Origin of the sequence: Streptomyces sp. AK08-02 (assembly GCF_033795085.1) — a bacterium.
In the GTDB taxonomy this organism is placed as follows: domain Bacteria; phylum Actinomycetota; class Actinomycetes; order Streptomycetales; family Streptomycetaceae; genus Streptomyces; species Streptomyces echiniscabiei.
In genome coordinates this window covers 1-22,457 of the sequence record NZ_JARAZV010000025.1, presented here as the reverse complement: position 1 = coordinate 22,457, position 22,457 = coordinate 1, and the positions used below count along the sequence as shown (strand labels likewise).

Here is a 22,457-nt window from a genome sequence, read left to right as displayed (position 1 = left end):
GACCCGCCGGCACGCGAACCGGCCGGCCTGGATGGTGAGTTGACGAACGCACTGGTCGGCACCCGCCGGTTCTTCACCCGGGCCGAGGTCTCCGCCGACCACCGCACCCTGTACCAGATCGGTGGCCGCAAGGCCGACGACTTCTACCGGGACCGCTGGAGCCACGACAAGGTGGTCCGCTCCACCCACGGGGTGAACTGCACGGGCTCCTGCTCCTGGAAGGTGTACGTCAAGGACGGGATCATCACCTGGGAGTCCCAGCAGACCGACTACCCCACGGTCGGCCCGGACAGCCCGGAGTACGAGCCGCGCGGCTGCCCGCGTGGGGCCGCGTTCTCCTGGTACACCTACTCGCCCACCCGCGTCCGCTACCCCTATGTACGCGGAGTGCTCCTGGAGATGTACCGGGAAGCCAGGGCCCGCCTCGGCGACCCGGTGCTGGCGTGGGCGGACGTCGTCTCCGACCCGGAACGGTCCCGGCGCTACAAGTCCGCGCGCGGCAAGGGCGGTCTGGTGAGGGCGAGCTGGGACGAGGCGAGCGAGATGATCGCCGCCGCACACGTCCACACCATCAAGGAGTACGGGCCCGACCGGTTGGCCGGGTTCTCGCCGATCCCGGCGATGTCGATGGTCTCCCATGCCGCCGGTGCCCGCTTCTACTCGCTGCTCGGCGGGGTGATGCTGTCGTTCTACGACTGGTACGCCGACCTGCCGGTCGCCTCCCCGCAGGTCTTCGGGGACCAGACGGACGTACCGGAGTCCGGTGACTGGTGGGACGCCGGCTATCTGATCATGTGGGGCTCGAACCTGCCGGTGACCCGTACCCCGGACGCGCACTGGATGGCGGAGGCCCGCTACCGGGGGCAGAAGGTCATCGCAGTCGCCCCGGACTACGCCGACAACGTCAAGTTCGCCGACGAGTGGCTGCCCGCCGCACCTGGCACCGACGGCGCGCTGGCCATGTCCATGGGGCACGTGATCCTCAAGGAGTTCTTCGTCGACCGCCAGGTCGGCTACTTCACCGACTACGTCAAGCGGTACACCGACCTCCCCTTCCTCGTCACCCTCGAACAGCGCGGCACCGGGCCGGAGTTGGCCTACGCACCCGGGAAGTTCCTGACCGCCGCCGACCTGGGCGGCACGGCGGCCGAGGCGGAGAACGCCGAGTTCAGGACCGTCCTGCTCGACGCCGCCACCGGCGAGCCGGTCGTCCCGAACGGTTCGCTCGGCCACCGTTACGGCGAGTCCGGCGCCGGGAAGTGGAACCTCGACCTCGGCGACACGGACCCGCTGCTGACGGCGGCCGGTGGTGACGGCGGCGAGGACGCCGTGACGGTCGAGCTGACCCGGTTCGACACCCCGGACGGCACCGCCGGACAGCTGCGGCGCGGTGTCCCCGTACGCCGGGTCGCCGGCCGGTTGGTGACCACGGTGTTCGACCTGCTCCTCGCCCAGTACGGCGTGGCCCGCGACGGGCTGCCGGGAAGCTGGCCGACCGGTTACGACGATCCCGACCAGCCCTACACCCCGGCCTGGCAGGCGGCCATCACCGGGGTGGCCGGTGAGACGGCGGCCCGGATAGCGCGCGAGTTCGCCACCAACGCCGAGGAGTCCAGAGGCCGCTCCATGATCATCATGGGAGCGGGGACCAACCACTGGTTCCACTCCGACACCATCTACCGCTCCTTCCTCACCCTGACGACACTGACCGGCTGCCAGGGCGTCAACGGCGGCGGCTGGGCCCACTACGTGGGTCAGGAGAAGGTCCGCCCGATCACCGGCTACTCGGCCATCGCGACGGCCGCCGACTGGCACCGCCCCGCCCGGCAGATGATCCAGACCGCGTACTGGTACCTGCACACCGACCAGTTCCGCTACGACCCCTTCAGCGCCGACACCCTCGCCGCCGCGGGCGCGGGCGGAACCTTCGCCGGCAAGAGCACCGCCGATGTCATCGCCGCCTCGGCCCGGATGGGCTGGATGCCGTCCTACCCGACCTTCGACCGCAACCCGCTCACCCTCGCGACGGACGCCGAAGCCGCCGGGCAGGAGGTTCCGGAGTACGTCGTCGACCAACTCGAGTCCGGGCAGCTGAAGTTCGCGGGCGAGGACCCGGACGCGCCGGAGAACTTCCCCCGGGTACTGACCATCTGGCGGGCCAACCTGCTCGGCTCCTCCGCCAAGGGCAACGAGTACTTCCTCAAGCACCTGCTCGGCACCGACTCCGCCGTACGCGCCACCGAGGCACCGCCCGACGCCCGCCCGCGCGACGTGGTGTGGCGGGACGAGGCACCGGTGGGCAAGCTCGACCTGCTGCTCACCCTGGACTTCCGGATGACCAGCACCACCGTCTACTCCGACATCGTCCTTCCGGCCGCGACCTGGTACGAGAAGCACGACCTGAACACCACGGACATGCACCCGTTCGTGAACTCCTTCAACCCGGCCATCCCGCCGCCGTGGCAGACCCGCACCGACTGGGACGCCTTCAACACGATCGCGGCAGCGTTCAGCCGTCTCGCCGAAGGGCGGCTGGGCACCGTGAAGGACGTGGTGGCGGCGCCGTTGCTGCACGACACCCCCGACGCGATGGCCACCCCGCACGGCCGCGTCCGGGACTGGAAGGCAGGCGAGTGCGAGCCGGTCCCGGGCCGGACCATGCCCAGGCTGGTGGTGATCGAGCGCGACTATCCGGCCGTCGCCGACCGGATGACCGCCCTCGGCCCGCTCCTGGACACCCTGGGCGCCACCACCAAGGGCGTCACCTTCGACGTACGGCAGGAGCTGGAGTACCTGCGGCACAAGAACGGCACCGTACGCGGCGGTCCTGCCGACGGCCGCCCTTCGATCGCCAGGGACGTACAGGTCTGCGAAGCGATCCTGGCCCTCTCCGGAACCACCAACGGACACCTGGCCACCCAGGGTTTCCGCACCCTGGAGGCCCGTACCGGCGTCAGGCTGGCCGACCTGGCCGCCGAGACCGAGGGCAAGCGGGTCACCTTCGCCGACACCCAGGCGGGCCCCGTCCCGGTCATCACGTCGCCGGAGTGGTCGGGGACGGAGTCCGGCGGGCGCCGCTACTCGCCGTTCACCATCAACGTCGAACGGCTCAAGCCCTGGCACACCCTGACGGGCCGTCAGCACTTCTTCATCGACCACGACTGGATCGCCGAACTCGGCGAGTGGATGCCCGTCTACCGGCCACCGCTGAACATGCACGCCCTCTTCGACGAACCCGAGGTGGGCGACCAGGGCGAACTCGGCATCACCGTCCGCTACTTGACCCCGCACAACAAGTGGTCCATCCACTCCGAGTACCAGGACAACCTCTTCATGCTCTCGCTCTCCCGGGGCGGCCCGACGATCTGGATGAGCAAGGAGGACGCGGCGAAGATCGGCGTGCACGACAACGACTGGATCGAGGCGGTCAACCGCAACGGCGTCGTCGCCGCCCGCGCGGTCGTCTCGCACCGCATGCCGGAAGGCACCGTCTACATGCACCACGCGCAGGACCGGCTCATCGACGTCCCCCGCACCGAGACCAACGGGCGGCGCGGCGGCGTCCACAACTCGCTGACCCGGCTCCTCGTCAAGCCGAGCCATCTCATCGGCGGCTACGCCCAGTTGACGTACGCCTTCAACTACCTGGGCCCGACCGGCAATCAGCGCGACGAGGTCACCGTCATCCGCCGCCGCACCGACCAGGAGGTGACGTACTGATGGCCGCGCAGTCCTCGACCACACCGCCCGGCCGACGCGTGATGGCCCAGATGGCGATGGTGATGAACCTCGACAAGTGCATCGGCTGCCACACCTGCTCGGTCACCTGCAAACAGGCGTGGACCAACCGCCCCGGCGTCGAGTACGTGTGGTTCAACAACGTCGAGACCCGCCCCGGTCAGGGCTACCCGCGCCGCTACGAGGACCAGGAGAAGTGGCGCGGCGGCTGGGACCTCAACAAGCGCGGGAATCTCAAACTGAAGGGCGGCGGCCGGTTCAAGAAGCTGATCAACATCTTCTCCAACCCCACGCTGCCCTCGCTCGACGACTACTACCAGCCCTGGACCTACGACTACGAGACGCTCACCAACGCGCCGCTCCAGGAACACACCCCGGTCGCCCGGCCCAAGTCCCTGATCACCGGCAAGGACATGAAGATCACCTGGTCGGCCAACTGGGACGACAACCTGGGCGGTTCGGCCGACCACGGCGACAAGGACGTCCTGCTCGCCGGGATCGCCGAGAAGGTCAAGTTCGAGTTCGAGCAGACCTTCATGTTCTATCTGCCGCGGATCTGCGAGCACTGCCTCAACCCGTCCTGCATCGCCTCCTGCCCCTCCGGCGCGATCTACAAGCGCTCGGAGGACGGCATCGTGCTGGTCGACCAGGACCGCTGCCGGGGCTGGCGGATGTGCGTCTCCGGCTGCCCGTACAAGAAGATCTACTTCAACCACCGCACCGGCAAGGCCGAGAAGTGCACCTTCTGCTTCCCGCGCATCGAGGTCGGCCAGCCCACCGTCTGCGCCGAGACCTGCGTCGGCCGGCTCCGCTACATCGGCCTGGTCCTCTACGATCCCGACCAGGTCCTCGAAGCCGCCTCCACCCCCGACGACACCGACCTGTACGAGGCGCAGCGGAAGGTCTTCCTCGACCCCGACGACCCGCAGGTGGCCGCCGACGCGGAGCGGTCGGGCATCCCTCGGGACTGGATCGATGCCGCCCGTCGCTCCCCCGTCCACGCCCTGATCAACACGTACAAGGTCGCCCTGCCGCTGCACCCGGAGTACCGCACCCTGCCCATGGTCTGGTACATCCCGCCGCTGTCCCCGGTGGTGGACGTGGTTCGCGACACCGGCTACGACGCCGAGGACCGGGGCAACCTGTTCGCCGCGATCGACGCCCTGCGCATCCCCGTCGACTACCTCGCCCAACTCTTCACCGCCGGTGACCCGGCCCCCGTCGACGCCGTACTGCGGCGACTGGCCGCCATGCGCAGCTACATGCGCGACATCAACCTCGGCCGCGAACCCGACGCGAGCATCCCCGCCGCCGTGGGGATGACCGAGGAGCAGATGTACGACATGTTCCGCCTCCTGGCGCTGGCCAAGTACGAGGACAGATACGTCATCCCGCCCGCGCACGCCGAACAGGCGCACAGCCTGGAGGAGTTGGCCACCGAGTGCAGCCTCGACTTCGAGGACGGCCCCGGCATGGGAGGCTCCGGTCCCTTCGGCGAGGCGTCCGGCGACGCTCCGGCCCCGATCGCCGTGGAGAACTTCCACCTGCAGCGCGACCGCCAGACCGCCGACGCCGTGGACACGCCCGCGGCCCCCGGCGACAAGTCCACCCGGCTCAACCTCCTCAACTGGGACGGCAACGGCCGCCCCCAGGGCCTGTTCCCCCACACCTCCGCAGACGACGAGAGCGAGCCGCGCCCATGACCCCCGCCGGCAAACGCGGCCCCGCTGCCCGAAACCCCGCCGCCTGGCAGGTCCAGTCCCTCCTCCTCGGCTATCCCGACGAGCGGCTCCTCGAACAGGCGCGGCTCGTACGGGCGGTCACCGACACGCTGCCCGACCGGGTCGCCGAACCGCTGCGCCGATTCCTCGGGCACCTCGACCGCACGCCCGCCACAGAACTGGCTGCGGACTACGTCGCCACCTTCGACCACCGCAAACGCAACTGCCTCTTCCTGACGTACTACGCCCACGGCGACACCCGCAATCGCGGCGCCGCGCTGCTGCGCCTCAAGCAGACCTACGCGGCGGCCGGGCTGCGGCTGACCGACGAGGAACTGCCCGACCACCTCTGTGTCGTCCTGGAGTTCGCCGCCACCAGCGACCCCGAAGCAGGCCGGCGCCTCCTCACCGAGCACCGGGCCGGCCTGGAACTGCTGCGCCTGGCACTGCGCGACGCGCGCTCCGCGTGGGCCGACGTCCTGGACTCCGTATCGGCGACCCTGCCCCCGCTGGCCGGTGACGAGCGCGAGGCCGTCGCCAAGCTCGCCGCCCAGGGGCCGCCCGAGGAACAGGTCGGGCTCGCGCCGTTCGCACCCCCGGAGTTCATGCCCGCCCCGACGGGAGGCAGGTCATGACCCCGGACGCGAACGCGCTCGACGTTGTGCTGTGGGTCGTCCTGCCGTACATCGCGCTGACCCTGTTCGTCGTCGGCCACGTCTGGCGCTACCGCTACGACAAGTTCGGCTGGACCACCCGGTCCAGCCAGCTGTACGAGAGCAGGCTGCTGCGCATCGGCAGCCCGCTGTTCCACTTCGGGGTCCTGGCGGTGGTGGTCGGCCACATCGGCGGACTGGTGATCCCGAAGGGCTGGACCGAGGCCATCGGCGTCAGCGAGCACAGCTACCACATCATGGCCACGCTGCTGGGGACCGTAGCCGGGGTGAGCACCCTGGCCGGGCTCGCGATCCTCGTCTACCGGCGGCGTACGGTCGGATCGGTGTTCAGCGCCACCACCCGCAACGACAAGCTCATGTACGTCCTGCTCACCCTGCCCCTGGCGCTGGGGCTGTCCGCCACCGTGGCCGGCAACATCATCGGCGGGGGCTACGACTACCGCACCACCATCTCGCCGTGGTTCCGGTCGGTCTTCTACCTGCACCCCGACCCCGCGCTGATGGCCGGCGCGCCACTGCTGTTCCGCCTGCACGCACTCAGCGCCCTCCTCCTTTTCGGCATCTGGCCGTTCACCCGGCTGGTGCACATGCTCACCGCACCCCTCGGCTATCTCACCCGCCCCTACATCGTCTATCGCAGCCGGGACGCGCAACTGGGCTCCCGCACACCCCGGCGCGGATGGGAACGCACCTGATGAGCACCCACCACAACGGTCCTGCCCGGCCTCCCGGGACACACCTGTCCGCCGGTGAGATCACCAACCTGCCGGACCCTCGGCACGGGCCGGGTCGACGATGAAAAACACGCGGTCGACGAACTGATCCGGCCCTGCGGACGGCCGACCTCGTCGCCGAGATGACCGAGGGCGACAAGCCGAAGGCACTGGAGCCGGACGGAGGCGATACGGGTCCGGCCTGTGCAGGCGTTGCGCGCTCTACGGCCCGACCGCCGGTCACGCCCGCGCCCACCGCGCACCCGTGAGGGCGGCCAGCCACGGTCAACAGCGGTGCCACCACGTACCTCCTGGTCGACTGGCGCGGCAGGTTCCGGCCTCGCGCCGAGCGCGATGGCCGGCCGCCGTCGTGGGCGCGGATCGAGGCCGTCCGCACCAGTCGGCACTGGTCGGCATCGGCGCCATGGCGATCACTACGCTGACAAGCCTCGCTCTCGCCCGCCGACGCTCGTCCGAGACCCACCCGTAAGTCAGACGCACTCGTCCCAACACTGGAGGTTCCATGCCCAAGGGCTACTGGGTCAGCGCCTACCGCACCATTTCGGACCCCGAGAAGCTGGCTGCCTACAACAAGCTGGCCGCTGCGGCCGTCAAGGCCGGGGGCGGCCGGGTCCTCGTCCGTGGCGGTCGAGTCGTGGCGCATGGCGCCGGAATCGCCGAACGCACCGTCCTGATCGAGTTCGACAGCTTCGAGCAGGCCGTCGCGGCGCACGAGAGCGCGGCCTATCAGGAGGCGCTGGCCGCCCTCTCCGACGGCGTCGAGCGCGACTTCCGCATCGTCGAAGGCATCGACTGACCGAGGTCCGGTCGGATCTTGGGGAGGCAGATCAACTGCCGGTCGGGCATCGCGCTCTTCCTGTCATGCCCCGGCGCGGACTTTCCTGTCGACCGGCGGCTGTACCGACCCGCCTCCACATCGGCTCCACCGTCACCACCGGAGCCGTCGCGCTGCCGAGGAGCCGCAGCGCAGCCTCCGACGGCGAGCCGGGCTCGGCCGTGTAAGCGATGAGTCGCCGGCCACAAGCGCCGGGGATGACGAGGTTCTCGAAGTGAGGTCCATCGTTCCGACCATCGGATGGCGCAGGTGCTTCACCGAGGGATGCGGCGAGTGCGATGACGAACCAGCATCACGCGGCCGCTTCCGTGTGGCCGGACCACAGTCGACGCCAGGCGACGACGAGCAGTAGGTCGACCGGGACGCCTGGGCACGGCAGGAGCGGCCGAGCTCGGTCAGGACGTGGTCGGTGTGCTGTTCGTCGGGGCCGCCCGCCCCGGCACGTGGGTGTGTGCCGGGGCGGGCGGGCCACCGTGACTGTGGCGTGTTACTTGATGCCGATCTCGGCCAGTTGCAGGCGGAACTTGGCGCTCTCGTCGGAGGCCGGGGTGCCGAGTCTGGTCGCCGTCAGGCGGAGGTGGCGGCCGGTGACGGAGGTGAGGGTGTAGGTCTGGGCGGCTCCGCTGGGGTTGGCCTGGCCGGTGACGGTGCGGGCGGTGGTGTAGGTGCTGGATCCGTCGGGACGGGTCTGGAGGGTGAAGTCGACGGGGAAGTTCGCCGTCCCGCCGCCGGTTGCGCCGGCGTCGGTGCGGGGGTGGAGGGTGACGGAGCCGATGGTCCGGTCGGCGCCGAGGTCGACCTCGATCCATACGGGGGTGGCGCTGACGTCGGCGGCAGGGAAGTCGATGCTGGTGAAGCCCTTGGCGCCGGTGACGCTGGTGGTGGTGCCCTCCAGGAGCCGGGTCTTGCCCCAGTCGCCGTTCTCCAGCGTGTAGTTGGCCGTGACGGTGGTCGCGGCGGTGGGGACGGTGAGTTCGGCGAGCTGCAGGCGGAACTTGGTGGACTCGTCGGAGGCGGGGGTGCCGAGTCTGGTGGCCTGGAGGCGGACGTAACGGGCTGTGGTGGTCTTGAAGCCGTACGTCTGCACCAGCCCCTGCGGGTTGGCCTGGCCGGTGACGGTGCGGGCGGTGGTGTAGGTGCTGGATCCGTCGGGACGGGTCTGAATCGTGAAGTCGACGGGGAAGTTCGCGGTCCCGCCCCCGGCCGCCTGGGTGTCGGTGCGGGGGAAGAGGCGTACGGCGTCGAGATCGGTGTCGGCGCCGAGGTCGATCTCCACCCACACGGGGTTCGCGCTGACGTCGGCAGCGGTGAACTCGTTGCTGGTGTATCCCCGGGCGCCGCTCACGCTGGTGAGCTTGCCGTCGGTGAGCCGGTTCTTGCCCCAACTGCTGTTCTCCAGGCTGTTGTTGCTGGTGACCGTCCGGTTCAGGGCGAGGTTGTCGAGGCGGCCGGTGCCCGTCGCCGTGAACGTCCAGGTGCCCGGCTGAACCTTGAAGTAGACGTACGAGGAGTCCTTGCCGTCATACGTCAGGCCGCTGACGCCGCCGGTGGAGGAGCCGCCGGTGAAGACGGTGGTGCCGTTCGCCTTGATGACGGGCTGGGAGCCGCCGTAGGTGGGCACGCCGACGCGGGCGGTCGTGCCGCTCGGCGAGGTGAGCGTGAGGGTCGCCTGGGTTCCGTCGCGGGTGACGGCGAAGCGGATGTCACCCTGGACGGTCGGCGTCACCGTATTGATCTTCGTGAGGGTGCCGGTCTGCGGGATGACCTCGTACGTCGTCCAGCCCGCCGCGGTGGGGCGCACCCCGGCGGCGTAGGCGGACAGGGCGTACAGCGGGGCGCCGTTCCAGGCGTGGTTGTCGGTGCCTTCCGACTTGACCCACACCTCCCACAGGGTGTGGCAGGCGGGGTCGGCGACCTGGGCGGCGTAGCGGTTGCGCATCCGCTCCTCGGCGACCGTGGCCGCACCCATGAGGTACAGCGCCTCCAGGACGTAGAACTCCATGTAGGGGCTGGCGTTGAGGTGGGTGCGCAGCACGCTGGTGATCGCCGGGTAGTGGGCGGGGGCGGCCAGGCCCGCGACGACGGCGAGGGCGTTTGCCCGGTCGTCGGTGTCTCCGGTGTAGGAGGGAGAGCGGTACTCGTTCTTGGTGGAGTTCCACAGCAGGGTGTCGAAGTTGGCCTTGATGCTGTCGCGCTGGGCCTGCCAGCCGGCGACGTCGCCGGTGTTGCCGCTGAGGGCGGCGAGCTTGGCGGCGGTGTCCAGGGCCAGGTAGTACCAGCAGTTGTTCAGGACGCGGGTGTCGATGTTGCTGCCCCAGTCCTGCCAGTCCCAGTCCCCGGCGCGGTGGTTGACCAGGCCGTCGCTGCCCAGGCCCCACAGGTCCAGGTACTTCTTCACCGCCGGATAGGCGCCGGTGACGGTGCTCGTGTCGCCGGTGTAGAGGTGGAACGTCCAGAACGACCACACCGAGGCGAGCATCTGGTTGGGCAGTTCGGCGGTCCAGATCGTCGAGGGCATCGGGGAGTAGAGCGCCCCGGTGTCCTTCTGCCAGGAGGCCAGTTGCGAGATGGCCTTCTTGCCGAGGGCGTGGGAGTTGGTGTCGAAGGTGTAGAACCCTTCCTTCAACTGGTTGACCACGTCCCCCCACCACTGGGCGCGCTCGCGGGTCGGGCAGTCCATGTAGTTGTCGCGCATGTTGACGTACATGGTGCGGGCGGCCTTGGTCCACACGGTGTCGAAGAGGGCGTCGCTGCTGGTGAACGACCCGGCGAAGTCCGTGTCGTACCCCGACTCCCGGTACTTGAGATCGACGATCGTCACGCCCGTCGGAATGGTGTACCGCACGGCGGTACCGCTCATCCACGCCAGCGCCTCGAACTCCTGGACCCCGCCGGTGCAGACGTAGGTGGCGCGGACGTTGAAAATGGTCTTCTGGTCGATGCCGACCAGGCCCTTGCCGTCGTCGTAGTGGTCGGTCTGGATCCCGATCACCGCGCCGGCCGGGGCGTCGACCTTCAGATACGGCGTGACCTGGATGTTGGACGGCAGGGCGGCCGAGATCGCCGTGGAACCCTGGCCGGTGGCCGGGAGCGAGGCGGCGTTGGTGTAGGACTTCAGGCCGGAGTAGCGGATCTGCGGGACCGGCCGTTCGACGAGGCCGTTCCAGGGAGCGGCCCCGGCGGCGCCGAAGTCGGTGGGTGCGCTCCAGGCGCTGTCGTCGAAGCCGGAGGACTGCCAGTCGGCCATGGCGGTGGCGTTGCGGGCGTCGTAGTAGACGTTCGATTCCGGCAGCCGGAAGTTGACCTGGGTACCGCTGGTGTTGTTCGAGTAGCCCGCGTGGACGGTGTGCTTCCAGCCGGTGTCGCTGACCAGCCGGGTGGTCGTGGAACCCGTCGTGATGTCGGACTGGAACAGCAGACCGCCCTTGCCGCTGCTGCTGTGCGAGAAGCCCTGCTTGCCGAAGTACGTGACCAGCAGTGCCACCGTGTTGGTGCCGCTGGTCAGGTACGGGGCCAGGTCGATCTCGTCGTAGTAGGTGTCCGTGCGGTTCGGGCCGCGCTTGAGGCCGCCCTCGAAGACCACGAGGGCGCCGTTGACCCACAGCCAGTACTTCGAGTCCGCCGCGATCTGCGTCACGGCCCGCGAGGGCGCCGAGCCCAACGTGAACGATCTACGGAACGCCACCCACTGGTTCGTCGAACTGGAAGGCGCCCAGATCCACTTCGCGGTCCACGAGACCGCCGCGGACGCCGTCGGCGCGAGCCCCGGCAGGATCAAGGAACCCAGCGTGGGGGCGAGGGCCACAGCTATGGCCGAGCGCAGAGCAGACCGGCGCGTTACATCGTGCATCGCGGGACTCCTAGGAGATGTGCGGAGAGCGGAGAGAAGGCGGCCAACGCGGTGGCAGCCCAGGGGTGAGAACGGGCGGAATGGCTGCTTCCGAGATTTTGAATCGTTTCATTCGCGGGTTTGCAGACGTGATCCTGAGCCCGGCACAGGTGCCGTGTCAATGGCTGTGCAGCCGGAATTCCCGCGAGCGGCCCAAGTCGTGCCGGGAGGTCTGTGCAGTTCAAGTGGGTGGAGCGCCGAGGATTCCACCGCGGCGATCGGTCAGGTCCGGGGGATCGGAGACCGTACCGGCCAGTTCCATTGACGAACTCTCAGCTGACATTTATCTTCTGCACGAACTTGCGAACGGCGTTCGATTTCTCGAACCATGGCTGCCAGAAGGGGCAGCCCTGTCGCGCGCCCGTCGCCGTCGCACTCCCGTGACAGCCCTGTCGGCTCTCTCGGCTCTCTCCGTCAGCTTGTCACCCGGCCCGTCATCGCGGGCTTCCGGTCGCTGCCGCGCCCACGCGAAAACCGCGACGCCCCGGTCGCCGACCACGCAGCACGCGACGTCCACCCCCACGGAGGCGGTACCTCCTCAACGGCACGGACGCCGGGCCTCACCCTCCGCTCACCTGCACCTGATCACGGCACCGCTCTAAGAACAGGAACGCATATGCCCGCGGTTCTCTCCCGGCTGGCAGCGATGTTCGTCGCCGCCTGCCTGCTCTTCACCGCCCAGGTCGTGACCACACCCCAGCGGGCCGCCGCCGCCGATCCGGGGTACCTGATGACGCACTTCATCGGGGAGGGATCGACCGGTCAGCAGATGTACTTCTCGTACAGCGCGGACGGCCTGAACTGGTCCGACCTCAACGGCGGCGGGATGACGCTGCGGTCCACCGTGGGCACCCGAGGTGTGCGCGACCCCGCCTTGGTCCGCTCTCCCGACGGGAGCAAGTACTGGATCATCGCGACCGATCTGTGCATAGGCTGCGGGCAGTCGTGGTCGGACTCCACCTCCAACGGCAGCCGCAACCTCGTGGTGTGGGAGTCGAGTGACCTGGTCACCTGGTCCCAGCCGTGGCTGCTCAATGTCGCCGGCGCCATCCCCGACGGACGCAACGCCTGGGCCCCGGAAGCGATCTGGGACCCGGCCACCAACGACTACGTCATGTACTGGGCGACCAACGCCACCCTCAACGGCGTGCTGAAGCACCGCATCTACTACGCCCGCACGTCCGACTTCCACACCATCACGACCCCGCAGGTCTACATCGACCGCCCCGGCACCCAGGGCATCATCGACACCCAGATCGTCGAGGTCCCGTCCGGCACAGGTGACTACCGCTACGTACGGGCCTCCGGCGACGGCCAGATCACGCTCGAAGGCAGCAACTCGATCCTCGGCACCTGGACCACCATCGGCAACCTCTCCGGCATCGGCCTGACCGGCTCCCAGGTCGAGGGCCCGATGTGGATGAAGTTCCGCGACCGCAACGAATGGACCCTCTACCTCGACCAGTACGCCGCCGGCAAGGGATACATGCCGGTCTCGACGACCAACCCGTCCGCCATCGGCACCTACCACCTCCCGACGTCGGGCACCTACTCCATGGGCGGCACCAAGAAGCGCCACGGCTCGATCCTGAACCTCACGGCCGCCGAGGACGCCCGCATCCAGGCCCGCTGGGCCAACGTCCCGGCCCAGCGCCTGCAGTCCTTCAACTACCAGGACCGCTACGTCCGGCACACCAACTTCGACGTACGCATCGACCAGAACGTCACCAACGACGACGCCAGATTCCGGCCGCGCCCCGGCCTCGCCGGCACCGGCACCGTCTCCTTCGAGTCGGTCAACTTCCCCGGCTACTACCTGCGCAGCGACGGAGCCGACTTCCAGCTCGTCTACAACGACCGCACCACCGCCTTCGCCGAGGACGCCACCTTCCGCCAGGTCGCCGGACTCGCCGACACCACCTGGTCCTCCTTCCAGTCCTACAACCACCCCGACCGCTACATCCGCCACTACGCCTTCCAGCTCAAGCTCGCGACGATCACCACGGCCACGGAGCGCAACGACGCCACCTTCCGGCTGACGAGCTGACCCGGCCGGGATGCCGGCGCCCTCGGGCGACACCCTCCTGCCGCCCGCCCGCGAGCGGGAAAAGCGCCGGCATCCCACCCGTGACCGCAGGGCGACACCAGACGTATCCCGGCGGGACGCGGCACCTGGACGCATGCGCCGCGTCCCGCTGCCCTTCACCATGGACGCCACCTACTGCGCCCGGCCGGGCTCGGTCACCGGCGCGGTCAGCCTGGAGTCGACAACTACTCCTCCAGCACCTTCAGATGCCGGGAGAGATTCCCGTCGGTGACGGCCAGTTGCTTCTCGCTCTCAACAGCCTCCTCATTGTGGTGCGCGTCCCGTCGGCAGCGACGTTCCCGCAGTGGGTCGGGAACCTCCGGGCGCCCGACGGCGTTCGTGTCACTGACGGCCGGACGAGCCGAGCCGTCGGCTCACAGTGCTCAACTGCTGATTCCGTACGACGACTTGACCGGGGGGCAAGAGGCGTGCAGCAGCACCGCGCACACCCGACGCGCCCGGCCGCCGTCGTGCTCTCCGCGCTGCTCGCGGTCCTGACCTTCCTCCTGCCGGTGTCGGCCAAGTCGGTGCCGGCGTCCCGCCCGTCCTCGACGGGCACGGCCGTGACGGCGACCGCGAAGGTGTCCGCGGCCCCCGACGCGCAGCGGCCCGTCACCGTGGCGCGCTCCGTGCTTGGCCACGCCGACGCGGTGCCGCACCCGTTCCACCCTTTCCTGAGTCCCGGCACCGGGGACGCGGCCCCGCACCGCGCTGTCGGTGGACCCGCCGTGGCCGTGGCGGACGCGACCGCAGGAGCGAGCCGGGGCGTCCACGCGTATCGCCCGCGCGGCCCGCCGTCCCTACGGAGCACCGAAGTCCGTATCGACGCCTGACCGTTCGCCTCCGCGCACCGGGCAGACGTCGACTCCGTCTGCCTGCCCTCGTGGAGAACTCATGTCCCGCGCGCCCATGTGGCGGGCGATCGTCGCCCTAGGTGTGATCGCCGCCTCGCTCTTCTTCGCTCTCACCCATTCCGCCCGTCTCGGCCTCGACCTGCGCGGCGGCACCCAGATCGTCCTGGAGACCCGGGACTCACCCCAGGTCAGGGCCGATGCCGAATCGACCCAGCGGGCCCTGGAGGTGCTCCGCCAGCGGGTCGACGCGCTCGGCATGTCCGAGCCGAGCCTGTACCGGTCCGGACAGAACCGGATCTTCGTCGAGCTGCCCGGCGTACAGGACCCGCGCGAGGCCGCCGAAGTCATCGGCCGCACCGCGCAGTTGACCGTCCACGCCGTGCAGGGCGCGACGTACCAGCAGGACGCGACCAAGGGGAAGCCGGCCAGGGACGGCTCGCGCACCCTGCCCGACCCCGACCAGAAGGGGGCGTTCCTCAAGCTCGGGCCCACCGTCCTCACCGGCGAGGGCGTCAAGGACGCCGAGGCGGTGTTCGACCAGCGGGCGGTGTCGGGCTGGATGGTCGACCTCGCCTTCCGCGGACAGGCGGGCAAGGACTGGGCACGCGTCACCGGGGCGGCGGCCTGTGCCCCGCAGGGCGCCCCCGAGCGGCGCGTCGCCATCGTCCTGGACGGCAAGGTCATCTCGGCGCCCGGCGTCAACGCGGATGTGGCGTGCCAGGTCGGCATCTCCGGTGGCTCCACGCAGATCACCGGCGGCTTCGACCGGGAGGAGGCCCGCGATCTGGCCGCGCTCGTCAAGGGCGGTGCGCTGCCGGTGCCCGTAGCGGTCGTGGAGCAGCGCACCGTCGGCCCCACGCTCGGTGCCGACGCCATCGCCGCCAGCACCCAGGCCGCGATCATCGGGCTCGCGCTGACAGGGCTGTTCATCCTCGTCGTCTACCGGCTCCTCGGCGCCCTGGCCACCATCGCGCTCGCGCTGTACGGGCTGATCTCGTACGCCGTACTGGTCGCTCTGGGCGCGACCCTGACCCTGCCCGGACTCGCCGGTTTCGTCCTGGCGATCGGCATGGCGGTGGACGCGAACGTACTGGTCTTCGAACGTGCCCGCGAGGAGTACCTGGGAGCCCGCGCCCCGAAGTCGGCCTCGGCCCACCTGGACAAGTCGCTGAGCATCGGCTTCAGCAAGGCATGGAGCGCGGTCGTCGACTCGAACGTGACCACTCTGCTCGCGGCCGGGCTGCTCTTCTTCTTCGCCACCGGACCCGTCAAGGGCTTCGGCGTCACGCTCTCCATCGGTGTCCTCGTCTCCATGATCTCGGCCCTGGTGATCACCCGGGTCCTCGCCGACTTCGCGATCCGGCGCCGCTTCGTGCGCGACCGGCCCGGCCTGACCGGGATCACCTCCGACGGCCGGGTACGTGCCTGGCTCGCGCGCCGCAAACCCCGCCTGGTGCACCACCGGCGCCGCCAACTCGGCTTCAGCGCACTGCTGATCGTGGTTGCCGTCGCCGGAATCGGCCTGCGCGGCCTGGAGTTCACCGGCGGGCGCCTGGTGGAGTACAGCACCAGCAGGCCCGTGGACGTGGACGCGGCACGTACGGCGGTCACGGACGCCGGGTTCCCGCGCGCGGTGGTGCAGGAGTCGGGGGACGGGGACATCTCGGTACGCACCGGTGAGCTGAGCAACGACCAGCAGCACACGATCAGAACGGCGCTGGCGAAGGTGGGCGGCGAGGTCACCGTCGAGCGGGACGAGCTGATCGGCCCGAGCCTCGGCGACGAGCTGCGCCGGCACGCGCTCATCGCGCTCGGCATCGCCGTCGCGACCCAGCTGATCTACCTCAGCGTGCGGTTCCGGTGGACGTTCGCCGCCGCGGCGGTGTCGGCCATGGTGCACGACGTACTGCTTGTGGTGGGCCTGTTCGCCTGGCTCGGCAAGCCCGTCGACAGCGTCTTCCTGGCGGCCCTGCTCACGGTCATCGGGTACTCCGTCAATGACACCGTCGTCGTCTTCGACCGGGTGCGCGAGGCGCGTCGCCGCGATCCGGCGGCGGACCTGGAAACCACCGCGAACAAGGCCGTCGTCCAGACGCTGCCGCGCACGGTGAACACCGGTATGGGCGCGCTGTTCATCCTGGCGGCCCTGGCCGTGCTGGGCGGTGACTCGCTCGCGGACTTCTCCGTGGCGCTGCTCGCCGGCGTGGTGATCGGTACGGCATCGACGGTGTTCACCGCCGTGCCGATCGCCGTGCAGCTCGAGGGCAACCGCCCGGCGCCGCCCATGCGCCCCGGGCGCGGTGAGGGCGGCGGGGCGCGCGGTCCGCTGGAGCGACGCGGGCGGGCGCGGGATTCGGGCGCGGTGGTGTGAGGGTGCGCGGAGGCTCGTGGGGGAGGACGCGGACAGCCAGGCGCATCCGCCCGATCCGGCTGTGCGACGTGCGGCATGCGGCGTGCTCGTCGTTCGACGTCCGTAGCCGTCTACGGCGACAGACCCGCGTTTCCTGCAAGTGGCTCGGCTGACTCGGCAACTGTCTCCGCGGGCTGATCAGCCGGAGGCGGGCCCGCCCGGATGGAGAGGAAGAGGGAAAGGCCGGCGCGGTGGCGGGCGGGTTCCTCGCCCGCCGTCGTGCCGACAGATACCTCGGGGCGCGACCGACGAACGGCATTCCCCTCGTCACGACGGCCAGGCATCGGCGACCACGAAGGAGACCAACGTTCCGCCGAAGGGGCTGAGCCCGGCGTGCCACGCCTCCGCGATCGAATCGACGAGAAGCAGGCCGCGTCCATGCGCGTCGTTGGCGTCGGGGTGCCGGAGCCGCACGTTCGCGGGGAAGCCCGGGTTGTGCACCTCGACCCGCAGCGAGCTCTCCTCCCGGAACCACTCCACCCGCACGACCCAGGGTTCATCAGCCTGTCCGTAGCAGATGGCGTTGGTGACCAGTTCCGAGATCATCAGCGCGCAGTCCTCGACCGAGCAGGCAGGGTTGTACGGGGCAATGAACTTCCGGAACCAGCGTCGGGCCCGGGGGACGGACTCCGGAGTCGGATGCAAGGTCATCGCACCGAGCCGCGGTGAGTCCTCAGAGGGGTAGCGGTCGATCCTGTATGCCATCCGCGCTCACTCCTTGCCGCTGGCGCTGCCGACGCAGTCGAGGCAGCACCGCTTCGATGTGGCACGGATGATGGCGGCAGCAGCGGCAGACACCGGGGACGTACGCGGACTGACACGCTTCCAGTCGCGTCCCTGGCGACTTCGACAAGGTAAACGCGCTCCCCGGTCCGTCCGCCGACTCATCACCCGTGCCCCTTCCGGTCAAGTGGCCTTAGCCACTTACTGGATAGTGGCATTAGCCACTTGTGACGGGCAAGTGATTCGTCAACACAACACCCCATCAGGTGAGCGGATACCCCTGCTCGAACGCCCAACGATTCGGCGGGTAGGTGGCCTCGGCGAACTCCAACGGCCGGTCCTGGAGGTCGAACACGACGTGATGCACGATCAAGACCGCCGTACTCGGCTCAAGTCGCAGGTCTGCCACCTCCTCGCCGGTTGCCTGCCGGGCACACATGCGGTCCTCGGCGTAACTTCCCTGCCGCCCCGTCATGTTCTCGACGTACATCAGGGTGCCCTCCTGGATCCGTTCCGGTTCCAGAAGCTTGGGCGCCCTGTGCCCGACGTCCGGCGCGAACCACGAGGTGGACAGCGTGATGGGCCCATCCTGGTTATTGGTCACACGCCGCCGATGCACGGCCCGACGGTCCTTCACCAGGCCCAACGCCTCAGCAACGTGATCCGGAGCATCCAGCCACCCGGCCGATGTGATCACCGCGTACTCACCAGGGGTGTAGATCTTCCCGGTCTGCCGGGCCCGCCCGTACAACTCACGTGCCCGCCGGTTCACTTCCAGACTGCGGACGTACGTGCCAGACCCCTGCCTCTTCTCGACGAGCCCCTGATGGCTCAGCGCCTCCAACGACCGCGCCGCCGTCGGCCTGGACACCTTCCACGCCGCCGCCAGTTGTCGCTCCGAGGGAACCTCGTCGCCCGGTCGAAGGTCACCCCGAAGAATCTGATCACGGATGAAGTGCGCGATCTGCAGATACTTCGGCTGCGCCTCCTCAATCTGAGGCATGTCTCCATCCCCTCCTTCATCCAAGTGGCTATAGCCTCTAGCCACTATAGGGTGATCGGCCGGCAAGCCGCCCCGTACCCTTGGGCTCATGACGCGGTTGATCGTCGCAGCAGGAGGAGGGGGCGACGCAGTCGCCGCCGCGATGCTTGACACCGCTTTGTACGGCGCCGACAGCGAGCGGTCAGTGATCCTCACGTACGCGTGGGACCGACTGCTGGTCGACCCGGTTCCGGGCCCCCGAGGACCCGCCGACTTCACCGGCCTCGAACCGCTCACCCCCTCCGTCCGGAAAGTGCCGGCAGAAGCCCGCCCGAACGCCCCGGCGGGATCCACGCTCCCTCGACTGGCGGCAGAGCTCCCCCACGTCTTCGCCCTGATCGACCCGGGACAGGGCGCCGAGGGCGTCACGCGCCAACTCGAAGAGTTGGTCACCTACTTGCAGCCGACCTCCATCGATCTCCTGGACGTCGGTGGCGACGTGTTGGCCAGAGGAGACGAACCGACGCTGAAGAGCCCACTCGCCGACTCCCTGACACTGGCAGCATGCGGCCAAGTAAACGCCCCCGTACGCCTGTTGGTCGCAGGCCCCGGCCTCGACGGGGAACTGTCGCACAAGGACCTGCAAGGCGCGCTCGGCCCGCTCATCCACACCTTCACTGCTGAGGACGCCGATCTGATCGGCCCGGTCCTGGAATGGCACCCCTCAGAGGCGACGGGCATGCTCACGGCAGCGTCCCGAGGCGTACGCGGCACGTGCGAGGTCCGAGACGCCGGACTTCCCATCCGGCTCACCGACGAGAGTCCGACCGTCCACGAGGTCGACCTGGACGAGGCGTTGAGCCGCAACGAGTTGGCCCGCGCCATCATGTCGACCACCACCCTGGACCAGGTGGAGGCGCTGAGCCGCGAGATCTGCGGCTTCTCCGAGATCGACTACGAGCGCAACAAGGCCCACCGGCTGAAGGACCAACGGCCGGCGAAGCTCAACGCCGAATCGGTGCTGATCCAGCTCGCCGAGTTCGAGGCGGAAGCCCGAAGCCGCGGAGTCACTCACACGACGTTCCGCCACCTCACCGAGGCCCTGAACCTCAACGGCTCACAGCGCGATGACCTGCGCAGACTGCTCATCAACAGTCGGCCGGAGCAGTACACAGCGCCCCTTTGGAGCATGGTCTCCATCGATTCCAGCGCGGGGAGGGCCACTTGAGCGCGTTCTCCAGTGACTCTGGGCTGGACACCGTCCGAGACGTGTCGGGTACCGGGACCGAAGTCGATGTTGCCGTGCACCTGCTCGACGGCACTGTCAGGCTGTCGATCCTCTGGACACAGGAGGTCCTGCTGTCCGCCGATGACGCCGAGCAGGTGGCCCAGGCCCTTCTGCGCGCCGCGAAGCAGGCTCGCAGCATCCCGGCTGACCACACACCTGGGAGCACTACGAGTCGGCCCGGCACCTGACTCGTCCCAGGTGATGTTCGACGTTCTGGTCCCGCCAACCACCACCCGCGGGCGGCAGAAGCACGTCAGACGACGTCGTTGATGTTGTGCTCGGTCACGTCGTGCGCGTGCCGGGCATTGGTGCCGTAGCCCGCCTCGTCGTGGAGGACAACCCTGCCGTGGTGGGCGGCCGGAGCGGCGATGACGAGGTCCACTGCCGAGACAGTGCTTGCTCTCTGGCGCCGGACCAGACCGGACGTGTCGCGCAGGTAGATCACCGGCTGTCCTTCTCCGCTCGGTGCAGACGCTCGGCATCCCCGACGGCGCCCCACTCACGCGCACGCTTGAAGTGACGGCTTGTGCGCGCCGTACGCTCCCGCTGCTCGACGTAGAAGTTCAGAGCCGGATTGACCGCCTCCTTCTTGGTCCGGACGTGAGCCAGAGCCATGACGCGCTCCAATGCGGCGTCGTCGACGTCGGTCTGGGTCACGGACTTACCCTGCCTGTCTTCAACGGTACGGAGTAGCGGTACGAAATCGCTCGGCTCGCCGCTCCCGAACGCGGGGAGCATCGGTCTCGTCCCAGGTCCAGCGTGGCGAAGACCGGGGTGGCTTTGAACGAGTCTGTTGGCCCCGCGGGAACGAGTTCTTTGGCCCCAGGTGGTGATCTTCGGAGCGTGATCTGAACGAGTTTTTTGGCCCCACTGGGCCCGTCGACTCGAGTGACTGTCCTGCAGTGCCCGGCCGCAGGACTACCAGTGTGTGGGGCGGGTAAGGGCCGGTGGCAGCTTCGTGGTGGTGTCGCCCTTGGCCGCGTTGAGCTGGGACTGGGTAAGGAAAATACTGTCGGTGAGGTCTGCGCCGCTCAGGTCTGCGTCTCGCAGGTCGGCACCTATCAGATCGGCCGTCCTCAGGTCGGCGCCCTTAAGGTCGGCAGCTATGAGGTAGGCCCCGCGGAGGTTGGCGCCCTGTAAGTTGGCGGCTTTGAGGCTGGCACCGATGAGATTGGCTCCCCTCCGGTCCTTCTTGCAGCCCGCGACCTTGGCCCGCACGAGTTCGCTCGTGCGCAGCAGCAGAGCGTTGACGTCGCTCCGGTGTGCTGCCATGTCCAACTCGGTGAGTTCCTGGAGGCGTGCAGCAGGACGCGGACCTGGCGGCCGATCAGCCGTACCGGTACCGAGTAGTGATTCATGCGCACGGTGATCTGTTCTCTGAACTTCGCGATCGGATGCCGCGATCCTCATCGGGACGATGGCTCAGGGCAGGTGCTCGCGTACTTCAGTCCATGTGATGAGCTGGTCCTTGTCAGGTCCCGGCGGCAAGTAGTCCAAAAGCCGGTCCAGGTGGGCTGTCTTGTTCTTGTAGCGGCGAAGTTCGCCGATCTGCTCGATCGGGAGGTCGCGCCAGTTCGTGGACAGCGCTGTGACCTGACCAGGGTCGAGGGCGAGCGCTGCGAGTGTGTCGGCGGCGCGGGCTTCGGGATCCCAGTCTGAATCGGTGCCAGGGCCAAGATGATCGATGATCCAGGTGCGTAGCGCGAAGTTCTGGCGGGTCTTCCGGTCGTGACTCCATGGGGTGTCGCCGGGGAGACGTTCGTTGGCGTTCAAGGACAGCTTGGCCCAGCGCAGACGGACGTCCTGTGGCTCGTCGGATCGGTAGGCGTGGGATTGGGCGACGACTCTGATTCGCTCCAGCTCATGGCCCTGTTGTGTGGTCGTGAAGGCTTCCAGGCGGTCGACTGTCCAGGTGCTGAGGTCCCGAATCGGCTGATCGTGATCTGCGTCGTTGCTCAACGTTCCTCGTTTCGGACGGCAGGAAAGCCGAGGTCGACGGTGGCGCCGTCGAGGTAACTCCGGTCTATTTGAGCGATCTTGTCGTTTGCCCGGGCCAGGCTGGCTTGCAGGCCCTCGACCTCTCCGAGCCAGCCTTCGCGTTCGGCTTCGGAGATGCGCGCGATGAGGTTGTCGCGGATCTCCTCGATGCGAAAGCGCTGGTCAGGGTCTGGCCAGTGCATAGAACATCGCAGACAAGCGTGCTCATGAATACAAGGGGTCGAGAAAGCGCGTCCGCAGAGCCCGGTGGCGACCTTTCGCCGCTCGAAGTGGCCGAGGAAATCCTCCACTCTGAGTCGGTGGGGGTGCGGTATTCCTCGCTGGGACGCAAGGATCTGCGGTGGGCGAGGAAGGCCAGGTGGGCTCTGATGGAACTCGTGCCAGACCCCAGAGAAACCGTTCAGAGCCACCGGGGCGCTCGGCGGACTGGGCTTGATCCGCTTTGACGGACATCCGAGATCAGGGGTTCTGCCCCGGGAGGATGTCCATCATGGAGAGCATGGGGAAGAAGAAGCCACGCCCTCG

Annotated in this window: 17 protein-coding genes and 1 pseudogene; 10 read left to right on the top strand and 8 right to left on the bottom strand. The window is 68.8% G+C overall.

All coding sequences use genetic code 11. The features are described from left to right. Window positions 1-39: 39 nt before the first annotated feature. The 5 genes from PV734_RS39845 (at window position 40) to PV734_RS39825 (ending at window position 7,663) form a co-directional block, all read left to right on the top strand. A complete protein-coding gene (locus PV734_RS39845) occupies window positions 40-3,720 on the top strand; it encodes a nitrate reductase subunit alpha (protein WP_319294315.1) in 3,681 nt (1,226 codons plus the stop codon). After that, window positions 3,720-5,441, top strand: coding sequence for a nitrate reductase subunit beta (narH, locus tag PV734_RS39840; protein ID WP_319294313.1), 1,722 nt, complete (start codon window positions 3,720-3,722; stop codon window positions 5,439-5,441). The genes PV734_RS39845 and narH overlap by 1 nt, the downstream gene beginning before the upstream one ends. Next, on the top strand, window positions 5,438-6,094 hold the full coding sequence (gene narJ, locus PV734_RS39835; RefSeq protein WP_319092921.1) for a nitrate reductase molybdenum cofactor assembly chaperone: 657 nt from the start codon (window positions 5,438-5,440) through the stop codon (window positions 6,092-6,094). The genes narH and narJ overlap by 4 nt, the downstream gene beginning before the upstream one ends. After that, a complete protein-coding gene (gene narI / locus PV734_RS39830) occupies window positions 6,091-6,828 on the top strand; it encodes a respiratory nitrate reductase subunit gamma (RefSeq protein WP_319092922.1) in 738 nt (245 codons plus the stop codon). The genes narJ and narI overlap by 4 nt, the downstream gene beginning before the upstream one ends. A 541-nt stretch (window positions 6,829-7,369) precedes the next feature. After that, window positions 7,370-7,663: a DUF1330 domain-containing protein gene (locus PV734_RS39825; protein ID WP_319092923.1), complete on the top strand. Its 294-nt coding sequence runs from the start codon at window positions 7,370-7,372 to the stop codon at window positions 7,661-7,663. 526 nt (window positions 7,664-8,189) lie between these two features. Here the strand turns inward: PV734_RS39825 and PV734_RS39820 are convergent. Further along, window positions 8,190-11,552: a discoidin domain-containing protein gene (locus PV734_RS39820; protein ID WP_319294310.1), complete on the bottom strand. Its 3,363-nt coding sequence runs from the start codon at window positions 11,550-11,552 to the stop codon at window positions 8,190-8,192. Window positions 11,553-12,207: 655 nt separating this feature from the next. On the opposite strand from PV734_RS39820, the gene PV734_RS39815 reads away from it, so the two are divergent. The 3 genes from PV734_RS39815 (at window position 12,208) to secD (ending at window position 16,902) form a co-directional block, all read left to right on the top strand. Further along, window positions 12,208-13,638, top strand: coding sequence for a glycoside hydrolase family 43 protein (locus PV734_RS39815; protein WP_319092925.1), 1,431 nt, complete (start codon window positions 12,208-12,210; stop codon window positions 13,636-13,638). Window positions 13,639-14,105: 467 nt separating this feature from the next. Continuing rightward, window positions 14,106-14,510, top strand: coding sequence for a hypothetical protein (locus PV734_RS39810; protein WP_319294308.1), 405 nt, complete (start codon window positions 14,106-14,108; stop codon window positions 14,508-14,510). A gap of 61 nt (window positions 14,511-14,571) precedes the next feature. Beyond that, window positions 14,572-16,902, top strand: coding sequence for a protein translocase subunit SecD (gene secD, locus PV734_RS39805; RefSeq protein ID WP_319294306.1), 2,331 nt, complete (start codon window positions 14,572-14,574; stop codon window positions 16,900-16,902). A 306-nt stretch (window positions 16,903-17,208) separates the two neighbouring features. Here secD and PV734_RS39800 read toward each other — a convergent pair whose 3' ends face one another. Then, window positions 17,209-17,646 carry an ATP-binding protein gene (locus tag PV734_RS39800; protein ID WP_319294305.1) on the bottom strand — a complete coding sequence of 146 codons (438 nt, stop codon included), beginning with the start codon at window positions 17,644-17,646 and terminating at the stop codon, window positions 17,209-17,211. A 280-nt stretch (window positions 17,647-17,926) separates the two neighbouring features. After that, a complete protein-coding gene (locus PV734_RS39795; protein ID WP_319294303.1) occupies window positions 17,927-18,667 on the bottom strand; it encodes a GntR family transcriptional regulator in 741 nt (246 codons plus the stop codon). 88 nt (window positions 18,668-18,755) lie between these two features. Here PV734_RS39795 and PV734_RS39790 point away from each other — a divergent pair, with 88 nt between their 5' ends. Both PV734_RS39790 and PV734_RS39785 read left to right on the top strand, forming a co-directional pair. Then, on the top strand, window positions 18,756-19,874 hold the full coding sequence (locus tag PV734_RS39790) for a DUF1152 domain-containing protein (RefSeq protein ID WP_319294301.1): 1,119 nt from the start codon (window positions 18,756-18,758) through the stop codon (window positions 19,872-19,874). A gap of 41 nt (window positions 19,875-19,915) precedes the next feature. Then, window positions 19,916-20,122 carry a hypothetical protein gene (locus PV734_RS39785; RefSeq protein ID WP_319294299.1) on the top strand — a complete coding sequence of 69 codons (207 nt, stop codon included), beginning with the start codon at window positions 19,916-19,918 and terminating at the stop codon, window positions 20,120-20,122. 65 nt (window positions 20,123-20,187) lie between these two features. Here the strand turns inward: PV734_RS39785 and PV734_RS39780 are convergent, their stop codons facing one another. The 5 genes and pseudogenes from PV734_RS39780 to PV734_RS39760 all read right to left on the bottom strand — a co-directional run bounded on the left by PV734_RS39780 (window position 20,188) and on the right by PV734_RS39760 (window position 22,222). Next, window positions 20,188-20,379: a hypothetical protein gene (locus PV734_RS39780; RefSeq protein WP_319294297.1), complete on the bottom strand. Its 192-nt coding sequence runs from the start codon at window positions 20,377-20,379 to the stop codon at window positions 20,188-20,190. Beyond that, window positions 20,376-20,591 (bottom strand): type II toxin-antitoxin system VapB family antitoxin, encoded by a 216-nt coding sequence (locus PV734_RS39775; protein WP_319294295.1) that lies wholly within the window; start codon window positions 20,589-20,591, stop codon window positions 20,376-20,378. Before PV734_RS39775 ends, PV734_RS39780 begins: the two co-directional genes overlap by 4 nt. A gap of 261 nt (window positions 20,592-20,852) precedes the next feature. Further along, a pseudogene (locus PV734_RS39770) lies at window positions 20,853-21,227 on the bottom strand (pentapeptide repeat-containing protein); the annotation flags it as partial. A 129-nt stretch (window positions 21,228-21,356) separates the two neighbouring features. Then, window positions 21,357-21,893 (bottom strand): hypothetical protein, encoded by a 537-nt coding sequence (locus tag PV734_RS39765; RefSeq protein WP_319294293.1) that lies wholly within the window; start codon window positions 21,891-21,893, stop codon window positions 21,357-21,359. Continuing rightward, on the bottom strand, window positions 21,890-22,222 hold the full coding sequence (locus PV734_RS39760) for a hypothetical protein (protein WP_319294291.1): 333 nt from the start codon (window positions 22,220-22,222) through the stop codon (window positions 21,890-21,892). Before PV734_RS39760 ends, PV734_RS39765 begins: the two co-directional genes overlap by 4 nt. Between the last annotated feature and the right edge of the window lie 235 nt (window positions 22,223-22,457).